Source organism: Bradyrhizobium zhanjiangense (genome assembly GCF_004114935.1).
In the GTDB taxonomy this organism is placed as follows: Bacteria; Pseudomonadota; Alphaproteobacteria; order Rhizobiales; family Xanthobacteraceae; genus Bradyrhizobium; species Bradyrhizobium zhanjiangense.
The window spans coordinates 3,672,839-3,687,506 of the sequence record NZ_CP022221.1 but is presented as its reverse complement, the minus strand read 5'-3'; the positions used below and the strand labels follow the sequence as shown (position 1 = coordinate 3,687,506).

The window sequence follows — 14,668 nt, the reverse complement described above, 5'->3', positions numbered from 1 at the left end:
GACCGCCGCTTGCTCGCAAAGCGCATGTCCGCGTCTGATGCCTATCAGTCACATCACACCACGGCTCCATAGATGCGTCGCCCTGTCTCTAAGCGTCTCGATGGCTCGTTGAGATGTGATGTAGTCGATCTCGCTACGCGTCAAGCCGATGTCCATCAGCTCCCTGTCACTGAGCTCCTGCAAAGTGACCCGTAAGCCCTGGCGCTGGCGCCGCCGCTGAAACGCTCGCCAACACTGCTTGAGCAGGCCTAAGACGCTTTGCGCCGAAGTGGCCGCTGGTCCAGCAATATCCTTTTCCAGTGCAATGGGGAGGTCGAGACGGAGCGCCGCGGCATCGCGCTCGGTCTCGGATGTAATGATCGTCTGATGGGGTGGCATCGGATGCTCCTGCTGTTGAGCCGGCAGGGAGCGTGGCCAAAGAAAAGGCCCCGTCCGATGCCGGCGGGACCTGATGGAAAAGATGTCGTCGTCGAATTCCTAGCGCGCGACTCCTCCCATGGCCCAGCCGAAGCGGGTCATCATGTGCATGAAGTTGACGGTGCGCACGGATTTGATCATGAGGCGCTCGTACCACAACGATCGTGTAAAATCAAGGGATGTGCGAATGTCGGTTGCATCCTAGAAGCGAGCCCTTCGCTCGGGCGCATTCGTCTCTGGAAATTCGCCTGGCCGCACCGCGAAGAAGAGCACCAGCAGCAGATTGGTTTTGCTTCCCCAGCGCACACCGAGGTGCAGTGCTTTGGCGAATGTCATGGTGAGCTAACGCTCTTCCGAGTATTTCGGCGTCTTGCCACTTATTGGAGGACTTGCCACGCGGGTTTCGTTCGGCAACACTGCTCGCATTTCAAGTACTTGTTTTGAAGGGGTGTCCTCATGCCCGAAACATTGGAAAGTCTATTGTGGTGTGCCGCACTGGCGACGTGGCTGATGCTTTTCTTCGGAATCACCGCAGAGCGCTTGAAGCCTCTCTCAAAACTCCTCAGCCATCTGCTCGAGGTTACGTTCAGGCTGAGGGCGAAGTGACGCAATAGTGGGCTTAAGGCAGTGGCCTTAAGGCGCGGCTTGGCAGCTGCCAAACTGGCAGGGCTGCGCGTCGCCTTGATGACGCAAGGGCGAACGAACCAAAGCGCGCACATCGTGCGGCCGCACTCTCCCAGCTCTGCGAGGGAGCGACGATGCTTTGCGCCTCCAGGCAGTTCAGGAAAATTATTGGCTATTGACGCTGAGAAACGAACAACGCTGCTAGCCTGCCAGCCTCCGATCGAGCGAGAACCGTCCCCCTCCGGTAACCAAGATCAACAGAGCGCCTCCCAATATGGAGATGTTTTTCAAGAAATTATTGTACTGTCCAATCTGTTGCGGACCGGCGGGATATTCCCAGTAACGATGTGCGATTGCGGTAGCCGCGACTACAAATAGCAAAACCAAAATTGCGCAGTAGCGCGTTCCAATGCCGAGTATCAAACCAACCGATATCAGTATTTCCAGCAGGACGGTTATTGCCGTGAACAGCTGGGGCATTGGAAGGTTCAGCGACCGAAAATAGCCCACTGAGCCGCTGAAGTTCGTAAGTGCCCCGTACGCGCTTCCAACGAAGACCCATGCAAGCAGGACGCGGCCGATCAGGATCAGCAGGTCGGCATTGCTGGTGGCGAACTTGTCAATTTGAGATGTGGGCCAGGGAGAGCGGAATAATGTCATGGTCACTGCCTCATCGCTTTGTTGCCTGAGGACGGCACCCGAATATGCAAAGATCGTATCATGATCGGCGAACCGCATGAAAGGCCCCGGCGGGGGCATCGCACGACGCGGTGACGGCCGGGTAACGCCTAGCCTCGCACCAGCGAGATCAGCCAGTTGCGGCCGAACAGGATGAGGATCGCGAGCGCATAGACGATCGTGCCCCCGATGGCCAAGAGGGCCAGCGTCACTTCGTCCCGGAAGGCCTGCATGGAGGCCAAAATGGCCGCGCTGAAGTGCGCAATCAGCCAGAAGGCGGCAGACAGGATCAATCCGGTCAGCAGGAATTTGGCCAGCGACATCAGCCAGCTGCGGTCCAGCACGAGAAAGCCTCGCCGCACGGCGAAGAAGAGCACCAGCAAGAGGTTGGTCCAGACACCGACGGCTGTTGCGAGCGCGAGGCCGATCTGGGCGAGCGATCCCATTAACGCGACTTTCAGGGCGACGTTGACTGCGATGCCGGTCAACGATGCCCGGACCGGCGTTGCCGTATCCTTGCGCGCATAGAAAGTCGCGACCGCGCTGCGGATCAGCACGAAGGGGATCAGGCCGATGGCATAGGCGGCGAGCGTTGCACCTGCCGCGGCCGCATCGGCCTTCGAGAACGCGCCGCGGGCGAACAGCGCGCGCATGATCGCCTCGGGCACGGTGATGAAGGCTGCGACGAACGGCACCGAGAACAGCAGCGTGAAATCGAAGGCACGGCGTTGCGCCTTCATCGCACCGTCGTGGTCGTTGGCGGTGATCCGCCGCGACATTTCCGGCAACAGCACGGTGCCGATGGCGATGCCGATCACGCCGATCGGGAGCTGGTTGAGGCGGTCGGCGTAATAGAGCGCCGACAGCGCACCGGCAGGCAGGAACGTCGCAATGATGGTATCAGCGAACAGCGCGACCTGTGTCCCCATTGAGCCCAGCGTCGCAGGCCCTAACGCCTTGAAGAAGCCGCGGACGTCTTCATCGAGCCTCAAGGGCGCAAAGCGCGGCAGGCCGCCATGACGCCCCAGATCGCCGGCGAGCAGGAAATATTGCAGGAAGCCGGAGATCAGCACGCCCCAGGCCGCGGCGTGGCCGGCGGTTGGAAACCAGACGGCCAGCGCCAGCGTCATCATCATCGCGACGTTGAGGAAGATCGAGGCGGCCGCGGCGCTGGCGAAGCGCTGCATCACGTTGAGCATGCCGCCATAGAGCGTCACCAGCGTGATCAGCAGCAGATAAGGAAAGGTGATTCGCGTGAGCTCGATCGCGAGCTTGCGTTGCTCGGCGTCCTCGGAAAAGCCTGGCGCCAAAATGCTCATGGCCTGCGGCATGAACAGCCAGGCGACGATCAGCAGCACGACTTGCGAGGCCAGCAGCAGCGTGAAGATGCGATCGGCGAACAGGCTTGCCGCTCCCCCCCCCTTCTCGCCATGGACATGCGCATAGGCCGGCACCCAGGCCGCGTTGAAAGCGCCCTCGGCGAAGATCGCGCGGAAATGATTGGGCAGCCGCAGCGCCACGAAGAAGGCGTCGGCCACCGGGCCGGCGCCGAGAATCGCCGCGAGCATGATGTCGCGGGCAAATCCCGTCACCCGCGAGAGCAGCGTATATCCGCCAACCGTGAAGATGCGTCCGAGCATGCGTCACTTGTAGAGCATCGCGCGATTAGGTCTAGGTGCACGCCGCGACGAAGGTGCGCCCCTTCCCCGCTTGCGGGGGAGGGTTGGGGAGAGGGCTGCTTCCACAAAAAAGCTCCCCAAGAGGAGAGAGCTCTCACCCGCGCCTTCGGCGCGACCTCTCCGCAAGCGGGAGAGGTTAACCTCAAGCCAGCACCGCGCAATCAGGCTGGAAGCGCGCCGCGGACGGCGGCGATGACCCGTTCCTGGTCGGCTTCGGTCAGATAAGCGTGCATCGGCAGGCTGATGACGTCCTGCGACAGGCTTTCACATCCCGGCAAGCCGCCTTCAGCGACCGGATATTGCTTGTAGGCGGTCTGCTGATGCATCGACTTGCCGTAATAGATCGCGGTCGGCACGCCCTGGGCCTTCAGCGCGGCGGCAAAGCCGTCGCGGTCGGTGCCCTCAGGCAGGCGGATGGTGTACTGCGCCCAGACCGACGTGTTGCCGGGGCTAAGACGCGGCACGGTAACGATGTTGGACAGGCCACGCGCGTAGCGTTCCGCAACCTTGTTGCGGGCGGCGATCTCGTCGTCAAAGATCTTCAGCTTCTCGAGCAGGATTGCGGCCTGCATGGTGTCGAGCCGGCCGGTCAGTCCGAGGCGGACGTTGTCGTATTTGTCGACGCCCTGGCCGTGCACGCGGATGCTGCGCAGCGTGGCCGCGAGCTCGTCATCGTCGGTGAAGATCGCGCCGCCGTCGCCGAAGCAGCCGAGCGGCTTGGCGGGAAAGAAGCTGGTTGCGGTGGCGTGCCCGAGCGTGCCGAGCTTGCGGCCCTTGTAGCTCGCGCCAAAGCCTTGCGCGGCGTCGTCGAGCACGAACAGGCCTTCGTCCCTGGCGATCTCGGCAATAATGTCGTGATCGGCGGGCTGGCCGAACAGGTCGACCGGAATGACCGCGACAGGCTTGAGCCCGGCCTTGCGGGCGGTCGCGATGCCGCGCTTCAGCGACTCCGGGCTCATGTTGAAGGTCGCTTCGTCCACGTCGACATAGACCGGCGTCGCACCGGTCCGCGCCACTGGCGAGGCGGTCGCAATGAAGGTGAAGGACGGACACAGCACGGCATCGCCGGGCCCGACATTCTTCGCCATCATGACCATCAGGATCGCGTCGGTGCCGCTGGCGCAGCCGATGACGTGCTTGGCACCACTGTAGGCCGCAAGCTGCTTCTCCAGCTCAAAGACCTCAGGGCCGTTGACGAACTGGCAATGGTCGAGAACCCGCTTCACGGCCGCATCGAGCGAGGCGCCGAGCCGGCGGCGCTGCGCGCCGACATCGATGAAAGGAATGGGATCGGAACGCAGATGCTGGTTCATGGCGCCTTGCTGATTTTTTCGCGAAGTTTGAGAAGCCGACATGAGGAATCAGCCGGCGACGCGGCGCGGGCCCTTGCGGGCGGGCGCCGTGGCGGCGGGCCGCGACGGCGCTTCCAGGCACTGCGTCGCGATCTCGAGGCTGGCGACGCCTTCGTCACCGGTCACCGCCGGCGTCTCGCCGTTGCGCACTGCTTTCAGGAACGCAATCAGCTCGGCGCGCAGCGGCTCATCGTGGCCGACAGGCAGATGCCGCATCGAATAGCTGCCATCAGGCTTGAAGCCGAAACATTCGGTGACCTGGCGCGTCAACAGATCGCCCATCACGTATTTGTCGCGCGTCGCGACCGTGACGCTGCGTGCCTTGAATGGCGTCAGCCAGTTGGTGTTGATGTGGGCGAGTACGCCATTCGCGGTGCGGAACTGCAACAGCGCGATGTCCTCGCGCTCAGCAACCGCGCTCGACAATTGCGGCTGCACTTCGACGATGTCGGATTCGGTGAACCAGCGGATCAAATCGATATCGTGCACGGCGAGGTCAATGACGACGCCGACATTGGACATGCGCGGCGGGAACGGGCCGACGCGGGTGATCGCGATCGACAAGATGTCCTCGCCCGCGATCGCCTGCTTGACCGCGGCGACCGCCGGATTGAAGCGCTCGACATGACCGACCATCAGCGTGACGCCGGCCTTTTGCGCGGCGGCGACGATCTCGCGGCCCTCTTCGACCGAGGACGCGATCGGCTTCTCGACCAGGACGTGGATGTTCTTGGCGATGCAGGCGAGCGCGACCTCGTGATGAAGATGGGTAGGCGCTGCGATGGTGACGGCATCGACACCCTCGGCGAAGAGCTGGTTGAGCGTCTCAAAACCCTGGCAGCTCGCAAGCTCGGTGGTGCGCGTCCGGTGCGTCGGCGAAGGATCGACGATGCCGACCAGACTGACGCCGGGAAGACCTGCGAGCACGCGCGCGTGGTTGCTGCCCATCACACCCGCGCCAATGACGCCGAGGCGCAGGCCGGCCTTTGCCGGTGCAGATCCTTTGGAACTCATCTGATGGAACCCCGATTCACCCAAATCCCCGGCGCCGCTTCTAGCACGGGCGCCACATTTGTGGCGAATGACGCGCTAGCGGGCCGGACACGATTTGATTCAAAAAGTTACACGTTCCCCAGGCCTTAAGCCGGAAAAGATACCGCGCTTTCGGCCCGGGGCGCGTGATTCGGAGTTCGCTGGTTACGACCTTTGATAGTCGTCTTCAATCCGGATGATGTCGTCTTCCCCGAGATAGCTTCCAGTCTGGACCTCGATCAGCTCCAGCATGATTTTACCGGGGTTCTCCATCCGGTGAACGGCGCCCATCGGGATGTAGATGGACTCGTTCTCATGCACCGCCTTCACGGTGTCGTTGACAGTCACCTGTGCCGTGCCCCGCACCACGATCCAGTGCTCGGCACGATGGTGATGCTTCTGCAGCGACAGCCGCCCACCCGGCTTCACCACGATGCGCTTGACCTGGTGCCGCTCGCCATTGTCGACGGACTGATAGCTGCCCCAGGGCCGGTGCACCTTGAGGTGTTCCTCGGTGACCTTCGGCGCCACCGCCTTGAGCTTGGTCACGAGACGCTTCAAGCCGTTGGCATCCTTCTGGCGCGAGACCAGCACCGCATCCGCGGTCGCGACCACCACGAGATCGTCGACACCTTCGAGCGCAACCAGCGCGGAATCGGTGGTGACGTTGCAGTTGCGGGAGTCTTCGAACACCGCGGTGCCGTGCGCGGCGTTGCCTTGCGCGTCCTTCTCCGACAACTCCCACACCGCGAGCCAGGAGCCGACGTCGGACCAGCCGCACGACACCGGCACGACGGCTGCGCGCGCAGTCTTTTCCATCACCGCATAGTCGATCGAGATCGCCTTCGCCGAGCCGAAGGCCTGGGGCTCCAGCGTGACGAAGCCGAGATCGCGGCCGGCATTGGTGACGGCGCTCGTGACCGCCTCGATGCTTGCCGCATCCACCTTGCGATATTCATCGAGCAGCACGGCGGCCGGGAACATGAAGTTGCCGCTGTTCCAGAGATAGCCGGAATTGACGTAGTCCGATGCCTTCACCGCATCCGGCTTCTCGACGAAGCGCTCGACCGCGTGCACCTCGCCGGTGATCACCTCGCCCGGGTTGATATAGCCGTATTCGGTCGCTGGCCGCTCCGGCTTGACGCCGAAGGTGACGATGCGCCCGGCATTCGCGGCCGCAAGGCCTTCGCGGCACGCGGCGACGAAAGCGGCATTGTCCCGCACCACGTGGTCGGCAGCGAGCGCGAGCACAATCGCCTCATTGGCGCGGTTCTGCGCGAACACCGCGCCAGCGGCGATCGCAGGTCCTGAATCGCGCCGCATCGGCTCGAGGATCACATCGGCCTCTATCCCGATCTCGGCGAGCTGCTCCAACACCATGAAGCGATAGGCCGCATTGGTGATGACGATCGGCCGGTCGAACAGCGAGGGATCGCAGACGCGCAGCAGCGTGTCCTGGAAGGTCGAGCGCGTGCCGAACAGCGGCAGGAACTGCTTGGGGCGCACCTCACGCGAAGCTGGCCACAGCCGCGTGCCGGCACCGCCGCACATGATCAGGGGGATTATGCGTTTGTCCATCGCCATCTCAAACCTTGAAGTAGTCCCGATACCAGGTGACAAAGTTGCGGACCCCATGCTCGATCGGCGTTGACGGTGCAAAGCCGGTGTCGCGCATCAGATCCTCGACATCCGCGAACGTTTCCAGCACATCTCCCGGCTGCATCGGCAGCAATTCTTTGATCGCCGTCCGGACCAGCTCCCGCTCCAGAAGACCGACGACGTGCATCAGTTCCTCCGGATGGTGGTTGCCGACATTGTAGAGCTTTGACGGCGCATTTGCGACAGCCGGATCGTCCGCAGGTACAAGATCGATGAGCTTGGATACTACACGCGTCACGTCATCAATATAGGTGAAGTCACGCCGCATCCTGCCATGGTTAAAGAGCCGGATCGGCCTGCCCGCCATGATGGCATCTACAAAGAGAAACATGGCTATATCAGGCCGTCCCTACGGGCCGTAAATGGTAAAGAAGCGCAGGCCCGTGACCGGCAGCCGGTAGAGATGGCTGTAGGACTACGCCATCAATTCATTCGCCTTCTTGGTCGCGGCGTAGAAGCTCACGGGATGGTCGGTGCGATCCTGCACGGCAAATGGCATTTTTGTGTTGGCGCCATAAACGGAGGATGCATAGACGAGATGGCGGCAGCCATTGTTGCGGCAGCCTTCGAGCACGTTGAGAAAGCCCTGGAGATTGGAATCGGCGTAGGCGTGCGGCTGCTCGATCGAGTAGCGCACGCCGGCCTGGGCCGCGAGATGCACGACCTTGGCAAATTGATGTCGCGCAAACAGCGCCGCGATCGTCCCGCGGTCGGCGAGGTCGGCCTCGACGAAGGAGAAGCCGGACTCCTTCTTGAGCCATGCAAGGCGTGCTCGCTTCAGCGCGGGATCGTAATAGCTGTTGAGATTGTCGAGCCCGACGACAGACCGGCCCTCGGCCAGGAGCTGCCGGGCGACATGAAAGCCGATGAAGCCGGCAGTGCCCGTGACCAAAATCGCCTGATCCGTCATTCTGTTCCCCAGAGATCCCTTGCCCGCAGAACCTGTTTAGCCGCCGCATCGTGGAGGTCGCAATAGGCCTGCCGCTCCTCATGAGGACCCCTCAAGACGCCGCTGCACCACGGCTTACACACGGCTGACTACACAGGGCTATTGCAAGATTGACGCCAAAACCATACCAAAGCGGCTGAATTCGGCGCCTCGCGTCGGGTTGCCTCTAATCTTCGCAAACCCTGTTCAAGCGGGCGAGATGCGCCGAATCCTGCTTTCTGCGTCCAAGATCTTGATTTCCGCGGCGCTGCTCTATCTGGCGCTGCGCAAGGTGGACCTATCCGAACTGTTCTCGCGCTTCACGGTGACCAGCCTGGTCTGGATCGGCGTGGCGATCGCGGTCACGTTCCTGCAAATCTTCGTCGGCGTGCTGCGCTGGCGCGAGATCAGTGCCGAATGCGGCGCGCCGCTCGAGCTCGGCCGGGCCATGCGCTACAACGTGATCGGCGCCTTCTTCAACCAGACCCTGCCGTCGGCGATCGGCGGCGATGCGGTCCGGCTGTGGCTGGTCGCGCGCGCCGGCGCCGGCTGGCGCGCGGCGACCTACTCGATCTTCGTCGATCGCGCGATCGGCTTGATCGCGCTCGCGGTTCTCATCGTCGCGAGCCTGCCCTGGAGCTACACCCTCATCACCGATCCGAACGGGCGCTCGGCGCTGCTGCTCGTCGACTTCGCGGCGCTGGCGGGCGGCCTCGGCTTTCTGGTCTTCGGCGCGTTGAAATGGCGCTGGCTGAAGACCTGGTGGGCCACGCATCACATTCACGCCTGTGCCGTGGTCGCCAATCGCGTGATCTTCAACCGCAGCCGCGGACCGATCGTCGCGATCCTGTCGATCCTCGTTCACGTGCTCGCCGTCGTCATCGCCTGGTGCGTGGTACAGTCGATCGCGGCACCGATCAGCTTCGGCCAGATCTTCCTGCTCGTCCCGCCGGTGATGCTGATCACCATGATGCCGATCTCGATCGCAGGCTGGGGCGTGCGTGAAGCCACGATGGGCCTCGCGTTCGGCTTCGCCGGACTCGCCGCAAACGAGGGCGTCAACGTCTCGCTGCTGTTCGGCGCGGTGTTCTTCATCGTCGGGGCGATCGGCGGCCTGGTCTGGATCCTAAGCGCGGAGAAGGCCGCGCAAGGATCGGCGCCGATCGGGGTGCCCGAGTGAGCCCGTCCGCCGACGCCCTCGCCGCCATGCCATCGCTGCTTGCCGTCGCAATCGCCGCGCTGATGTCGGCGCTCATAACCTGGACCAGCCGTCCCCTGCTCCAGCGCTACGCACTGGCGCGGCCGAACGCGCGGTCCTCGCATCGCATCCCGACCCCGCAGGGTGCGGGCATCGCCGTGATCGCCGCGACGCTGATCGTCGCCTCGCTCTTTGCGATTGTCGTAAACGTCGCGATCCCGCCGGCGCTGGTTGGTGCGACGGTCTTGATCGCGCTGGTCGGATTCGCCGACGACATCGTGTCGCTGCCGGTGCTGTTGCGGCTGGTGCTGCAAGCGGCAGCCGTCGGCGCCGTGGTATTCACTGCGCCCGAGACTGCGCGCATCGTTCCGGTGCTGCCGCTTGCGCTGGAGCGCGGTCTCATCCTGCTCGCAGGAGTCTGGTTCGTGAACCTCGTCAACTTCATGGACGGGCTCGACCTGATGACGGCAGCGGAAGTGGTGCCGGTGACCGCGGCGCTGCTGCTGCTGGGATGGCTCGGCGAGCTGCCGTGGCCGGCCGCGCTGATCGCGACGGCGCTGTGCGGCGCCATGCTCGGCTTCGCGCCGTTCAACCGCCCGGTCGCAAAAGTCTTCCTGGGCGATGTCGGCAGTCTGCCGATCGGTCTATTGCTCGGCTGGTGCTTGCTGGAGCTCGCCTTTCGCGGGCAGCCGGCCGCGGCGCTGCTGTTGCCCGCCTACTATCTCGCCGATTCCACCATCACGCTGTTTCGACGGATCGCGCGGCGCGAGCCGTTCTGGTCGGCGCACCGCACGCATTTTTATCAGCGTGCAATCGACAATGGGTTCACGGTGAAGCGGGTGGTCGGCGAGGCATTCGCGCTCAATTTCCTGCTATCATTGCTCGCCATTGCCACCGTTCGCGCCGAATCAATGGCGATCACGTCATTTGCGCTTGTCACTGGCGCGATCGCGATCGGATTGGTCCTGCGGCGCTTCTCCCGCCCTCAGATGTCCTGAGCTGACAGCGCGAGCCGCAGACCCTCATCGAGGGAGACCCGCGGCTGCCAACCTGTTGCGATCGCCTTGGAGACGTTGAGTTCGAGCGAGCCGAGCAGGCTATCATGCATGTCCCGCCCGCCGATCACGCCGAGAAGCGTGCTGAGCAGCGCAGGCGACATGCGGAAGAGCCGCGGGCGTTTGCCGGATGCCCTGGCGAGACGCTCAATAAATTCGGGTGTTGAGACTTGCTCCCTGTCAGCCACGAGAAATACCTCGAAATTGCTCGCACGATCGGGATGAGCGAGCCGATGCAGAATGAATGAGGTAAGATTCTGCACGGCAAGAAAGGCACGCTGATTGCGGATCGCGGCAAAAGGCAGCGGAAGCCCTAGATTCACCGCACGAGTCAGCAGCGCGAAATTACCCTTGGCCCCCGCGCCGTAGACCAACGGCGGTCTGATCGCCGAGATCTTCATGTCGCCATCGGACGCCAACACCCTCAACCCCGCCTCGGCCTCGACCTTGGACATACCGTAGATGCCGCGCGGCGTAAGGATATCGTCCTCGCAGAATGGAGCACGTCCTTCGTTGCTGCGACCATGGACGAGAACGGTGCTGACGAAGATGAACTGGCGCGCGCCGGCCTTCGACGCACTTCGAGCCAAGCGCAGTGTGCCGGCGATGTTGACGTTGCGATACAGCTCGGCTGCGTGCTCCTCGCGCTTGTGATGAACCCGGGCGGCGAGATGGACGACGGCGTCTACTCCTTCGAGCGCAGCCTGCCAATTGGTATCCGGACCGATCGATTCGATGATGACTTCGTTGCCGATGCCCTCCGGGCTGCGGACCGCCCGTCGGACCGACCATCCCTCGCTCGCCAGCGCGGGGGCCACATGACGGCCGACGAAGCCGCTCGCTCCCGTCACCAGCACGACCGGTTTGCGCTCGCTCATCGTTATTCCGCCAGCTCCGGATTGTACAACAGTTCGTCGATCAGATTGGCATATGCGTTCATCGCGATGGTCCGGTCGAATCGCGATGCCACGTTCACCGCGCGCTCCGCGATTGCCGACGTATCGGAGCGGGACGCCGCACGGATCGCTTCAATCAGCCGATCGGCGCGGCCCGGCGTCACGACCCAGCCGAGTCCGTTCTCCACTACCGTCAATGCGGCCTCGGCCTCCGGCTCGGAGACCAGCACCACGGGACGGCCGACCGCAAGCAGATTGTAGAACCGGCTTGGCACCGACACCCCCGCAACGTCCTTCCGGTACGGAATGATCCAGAGATTGGCGGACGCCAGAAATGCCTCGAGCTCGGCATCCTCAACACGCCCCACGAAGGAGACATTGGACAGGTTCGCGGCCGCCTGCAACTGCTTCAGCCGTTCGAAGCCGATGCCCCAGCCGGACAGCAGGAAGTGAATGTCCGCCTCGTTCTCCAGAAGCCGCGCCGCCTCGAACACGATCTCCGGATCATGAGTGAAGCCGAGATTGCCCGACAGACCGACGATGAAGCGCGCGGAGAGCGCTTTGCGGAATGGGTTGTCCGGCATGAGCGGCCGCGGAGCGGGCTCGAGCGTTGCCCAGTTCGGGATGAAGCGGATCTTGCTCCGCGTCATTCCGGGATAGCTCAGCAGCGGCCGCTCCGCGTCGCGGCCGATGGTGATGACGGCATTGAGCGCGCGGAACATCAGGCTGTTGGCGGCGCGCATCGTCCGCGTCACCAACGAGCCAGGCTTCAGCAAGCCCGCCATTACCAGCACGTCGGGAAAGAGGTCGTGCATGATCAGCGCCGAGCGCGCGCCCCTCAATCTGGCTGCCGCTGCCACCGCATAGGGCAGCATGAACGGCGCAGTGACCGTGAGCACGACGTCCCCTCGCCCCAGTTCCCGCACCAATGCGAAGAACGTGCGCGTCGCGAACAAGAGCTCAGAGACGCCACGCCGCACCAGCGCTGCCTTGTCCGCCATGCGGTTCCTGATCACGACGACGCGCAGCTTGCCCGGGCCAGTCTGCGCGGCTGGCAATGCGCCCTGCGAGCCCGACAGCACGACGACTTCGTGCTCGGCGGCGAGACGGCAGGCGATCTCGGCCATGATCGCCGCTGTCGTGCTCGGATCAGGCGGGTAATGCTGGCTCGCGACGACTATCTTTGCTCGAGGCTGCATGGTCAGGCCGCGGTCGACCCGAATTCGGGAACTGCATCCTTAAGGATTGTGCGGATGGTGGCGCTTTCGTCGCGCGCGATCGCCTGCTCCAGTGCCGCGATCCATTTACGCAGGATCTGCATCGGCGGCTCGTTCGGCTGCGCCGCCATGATACCGGCAACGCCGATTTCGCGGGTCGGCTCCTCCGAGGCAAACAGGATTTCGTGCAGGCGTTCACCTGGCCGCATGCCAGTAAACACGATTTCGATGTCGTAGCCTGGCTGAAGTCCGGAGAGCCGAATCATGCGCTCAGCGAGATCGACGATCTTCACCGGCTGCCCCATGTTGAGCACGTAGACCGAGACATCCGGCCGCGCCGGTCCGAGCGCGTGCGTCGCAGCCGTGATGACGAGATCACAAGCCTCGCGGATGGTCATGAAGTAACGGACCATTTCGGGATGGGTGACGGTGACAGGGCCGCCGGCCTCGATCTGGGCCTTGAACTTCGGCACCACCGAACCGTTCGAGGCCAGCACATTGCCGAACCGCACCGAAATCAGCCGCATCGGCGGCCTGGCCGCGCCGCTCATTGCAGCAAGATCATGGTCGAGCGCTTGGCAATACATCTCGGCGAAGCGCTTGGTCAGACCGAGCATCGATACCGGCTCGATCGCCTTGTCGGTCGAGATCATCACCATCGCTTCGGCGCCAGCGGTAAGTGCCGCGTCGGCGACGTTGATCGAGCCGAAGATGTTGGTCTTGACCCCCTCGCTCCAGTCGCGCTCGAGGATTGGCACGTGCTTGAGCGCTGCGGCATGGAACACGATGTCCGGCTTGAACTCCGCCATCAGGCGCATGATGCGCTCGCGATCGCGGATGTCGGCAATTCGCCCTTCGATCGCAGCGCCGGAGCCGTGCCCAGCGAGCGTCTCTGTGACAGCGTAGAGCGCCGGCTCAGAATTCTCCAAAATCAGCAGGCGCGCCGCACCAAAGGCCACCACGCGCTCGCATATCTCGGATCCTATCGAGCCGCCGCCGCCGGTGACGATCACCGCCTTGCCCTTGATCAGCGCTTCCAGGCGCGCATAGTCGATCTTCTCGCTCGGCCGCAACAGTAGGTCCTCGACCGCAATCGCGGTGAGCCGCGGCGCCTCGCCGCTCTCCAGCGACGGCATGCGGCTCACGATCACGCCCAACTTGCGTGCCCGCATCAGGACCGATTCTGGATGGGCTTCCGGCTCGAACGCCGAAGGCATCATCACGAGACGGGCGATCGCATTGTTGCGCTTGGCAAAATCAGTAATGACGTCCTCCACATCATCGATGCCACCCAGCACCGGCACGTTGCGGATGAGCTGGCCCAGATCGGCGCGCGAGGGCGACAATATGCCGAGTGGCCAAATCCGCTTGATCGCTCCGCTCTCGATGCCGCGGAGCAGCACGTCGGCATCCGCAGTCCGCCCGATCAGCAGCGTCGGGGCTGCGTCATCGGAGCGGGCATGACGCCGCACCCGCGTGTAGCGGAAGTAGCGGTAAGTCATCCGCAGCGCGCTGAGGAAGGCGATCTCCAGGAACCAGTAGAGGACGATGGTCACCTTGCCCACGAAGAAGCTGCCACGGACGTTGGGCGCAACGAAGATATAGTCCAGCACGAGCAGGGCAACCGTGAGCACGGTCGCGGCGCGAATGATGTTCAGCGCATCCGGCAGCGAGGTGAAGCGCCATTTGGTCGTGGTCAGGTTTAAGACGAAGAACACGATCACGCTGAAGGCGAGAAAGTAGGGCAGAATCTGGAACAGCAGCGGCAAGCGATCGAAGAAGCTTTCGCCACCCTCGAATCGCAGATAGAAGGCAGCAAAAAGCGCGGCCGTGGTTGCCAGCAGATCGTGGAGCGCGATCAGGAAATTGCGCAAGGTAAGATGCGAGAGACGCGTCATCCGCCGACCGATGAAATCCCAGTTAGATGCAACCT

General features: G+C 63.2%; 12 protein-coding genes and 1 pseudogene. 2 read left to right on the top strand and 11 right to left on the bottom strand.

From position 1 onward, the window contains the following. Window positions 1-48 precede the first annotated feature (48 nt). The 8 genes and pseudogenes from XH85_RS17270 to XH85_RS17240 all read right to left on the bottom strand — a co-directional run bounded on the left by XH85_RS17270 (window position 49) and on the right by XH85_RS17240 (window position 8,351). Entirely contained in the window at window positions 49-378 is a 330-nt protein-coding gene (locus XH85_RS17270) for a DUF1127 domain-containing protein (RefSeq protein WP_128932757.1), read from the bottom strand. Between the two features lie 240 nt (window positions 379-618). Further along, window positions 619-753 (bottom strand): hypothetical protein, encoded by a 135-nt coding sequence (locus XH85_RS47370; RefSeq protein WP_276486169.1) that lies wholly within the window; start codon window positions 751-753, stop codon window positions 619-621. A gap of 489 nt (window positions 754-1,242) precedes the next feature. After that, complete coding sequence (locus XH85_RS17265; protein ID WP_245473473.1) at window positions 1,243-1,779, bottom strand: DoxX family protein; 537 nt, start codon at window positions 1,777-1,779, stop codon at window positions 1,243-1,245. A 50-nt stretch (window positions 1,780-1,829) separates the two neighbouring features. Next, entirely contained in the window at window positions 1,830-3,359 is a 1,530-nt protein-coding gene (murJ, locus tag XH85_RS17260) for a murein biosynthesis integral membrane protein MurJ (protein WP_128932755.1), read from the bottom strand. Between the two features lie 200 nt (window positions 3,360-3,559). After that, window positions 3,560-4,711: a DegT/DnrJ/EryC1/StrS family aminotransferase gene (locus tag XH85_RS17255; RefSeq protein WP_164940235.1), complete on the bottom strand. Its 1,152-nt coding sequence runs from the start codon at window positions 4,709-4,711 to the stop codon at window positions 3,560-3,562. A gap of 48 nt (window positions 4,712-4,759) precedes the next feature. Continuing rightward, complete coding sequence (locus XH85_RS17250; protein ID WP_128932753.1) at window positions 4,760-5,764, bottom strand: Gfo/Idh/MocA family protein; 1,005 nt, start codon at window positions 5,762-5,764, stop codon at window positions 4,760-4,762. Between the two features lie 183 nt (window positions 5,765-5,947). Continuing rightward, window positions 5,948-7,360: a mannose-1-phosphate guanylyltransferase/mannose-6-phosphate isomerase gene (locus XH85_RS17245; protein WP_164940236.1), complete on the bottom strand. Its 1,413-nt coding sequence runs from the start codon at window positions 7,358-7,360 to the stop codon at window positions 5,948-5,950. Window positions 7,361-7,367: 7 nt separating this feature from the next. Further along, window positions 7,368-8,351 (bottom strand): annotated as a pseudogene (locus XH85_RS17240) (SDR family NAD(P)-dependent oxidoreductase). A gap of 238 nt (window positions 8,352-8,589) precedes the next feature. Between XH85_RS17240 and XH85_RS17235 the strand changes: the two are divergent. After that, window positions 8,590-9,549: a lysylphosphatidylglycerol synthase transmembrane domain-containing protein gene (locus XH85_RS17235; protein WP_128932751.1), complete on the top strand. Its 960-nt coding sequence runs from the start codon at window positions 8,590-8,592 to the stop codon at window positions 9,547-9,549. Further along, window positions 9,546-10,565, top strand: a complete 1,020-nt coding sequence (locus XH85_RS17230; RefSeq protein ID WP_128932750.1) for an MraY family glycosyltransferase — start codon at window positions 9,546-9,548, stop codon at window positions 10,563-10,565. Before XH85_RS17235 ends, XH85_RS17230 begins: the two co-directional genes overlap by 4 nt. Here XH85_RS17230 and XH85_RS17225 read toward each other — a convergent pair. From XH85_RS17225 to XH85_RS17215, 3 genes are read right to left on the bottom strand one after another with little or no spacing between them, the layout of a single operon-like run. Beyond that, the gene (locus tag XH85_RS17225) at window positions 10,553-11,500 is read right to left on the bottom strand and encodes an NAD-dependent epimerase/dehydratase family protein (protein WP_128932749.1); all 948 of its coding nucleotides are present in this window, start codon (window positions 11,498-11,500) and stop codon (window positions 10,553-10,555) included. The two genes, XH85_RS17230 and XH85_RS17225, sit on opposite strands and share 13 nt — an antisense overlap. A gap of 2 nt (window positions 11,501-11,502) precedes the next feature. Beyond that, window positions 11,503-12,717 carry a glycosyltransferase family 4 protein gene (locus tag XH85_RS17220; protein WP_128932748.1) on the bottom strand — a complete coding sequence of 405 codons (1,215 nt, stop codon included), beginning with the start codon at window positions 12,715-12,717 and terminating at the stop codon, window positions 11,503-11,505. A 2-nt stretch (window positions 12,718-12,719) separates the two neighbouring features. Further along, window positions 12,720-14,633 carry a nucleoside-diphosphate sugar epimerase/dehydratase gene (locus XH85_RS17215; RefSeq protein ID WP_164940243.1) on the bottom strand — a complete coding sequence of 638 codons (1,914 nt, stop codon included), beginning with the start codon at window positions 14,631-14,633 and terminating at the stop codon, window positions 12,720-12,722. Between the last annotated feature and the right edge of the window lie 35 nt (window positions 14,634-14,668).

Bases quoted from the DNA above. Each gene is read 5' to 3' on its own strand.
- XH85_RS17270 (WP_128932757.1), bottom strand. From the start codon at position 378: ATGCCACCCCATCAGACGATCATTACATCCGAGACCGAGCGCGATGCC.
- XH85_RS47370 (WP_276486169.1), bottom strand. From the start codon at position 753: ATGACATTCGCCAAAGCACTGCACCTCGGTGTGCGCTGGGGAAGCAAA.
- XH85_RS17265 (WP_245473473.1), bottom strand. From the start codon at position 1,779: ATGCGGTTCGCCGATCATGATACGATCTTTGCATATTCGGGTGCCGTC.
- murJ (WP_128932755.1), bottom strand. From the start codon at position 3,359: ATGCTCGGACGCATCTTCACGGTTGGCGGATATACGCTGCTCTCGCGG.
- XH85_RS17255 (WP_164940235.1), bottom strand. From the start codon at position 4,711: ATGAACCAGCATCTGCGTTCCGATCCCATTCCTTTCATCGATGTCGGC.
- XH85_RS17250 (WP_128932753.1), bottom strand. From the start codon at position 5,764: ATGAGTTCCAAAGGATCTGCACCGGCAAAGGCCGGCCTGCGCCTCGGC.
- XH85_RS17245 (WP_164940236.1), bottom strand. From the start codon at position 7,360: ATGGACAAACGCATAATCCCCCTGATCATGTGCGGCGGTGCCGGCACG.
- XH85_RS17235 (WP_128932751.1), top strand. From the start codon at position 8,590: ATGCGCCGAATCCTGCTTTCTGCGTCCAAGATCTTGATTTCCGCGGCG.
- XH85_RS17225 (WP_128932749.1), bottom strand. From the start codon at position 11,500: ATGAGCGAGCGCAAACCGGTCGTGCTGGTGACGGGAGCGAGCGGCTTC.
- XH85_RS17220 (WP_128932748.1), bottom strand. From the start codon at position 12,717: ATGCAGCCTCGAGCAAAGATAGTCGTCGCGAGCCAGCATTACCCGCCT.
- XH85_RS17215 (WP_164940243.1), bottom strand. From the start codon at position 14,633: ATGACGCGTCTCTCGCATCTTACCTTGCGCAATTTCCTGATCGCGCTC.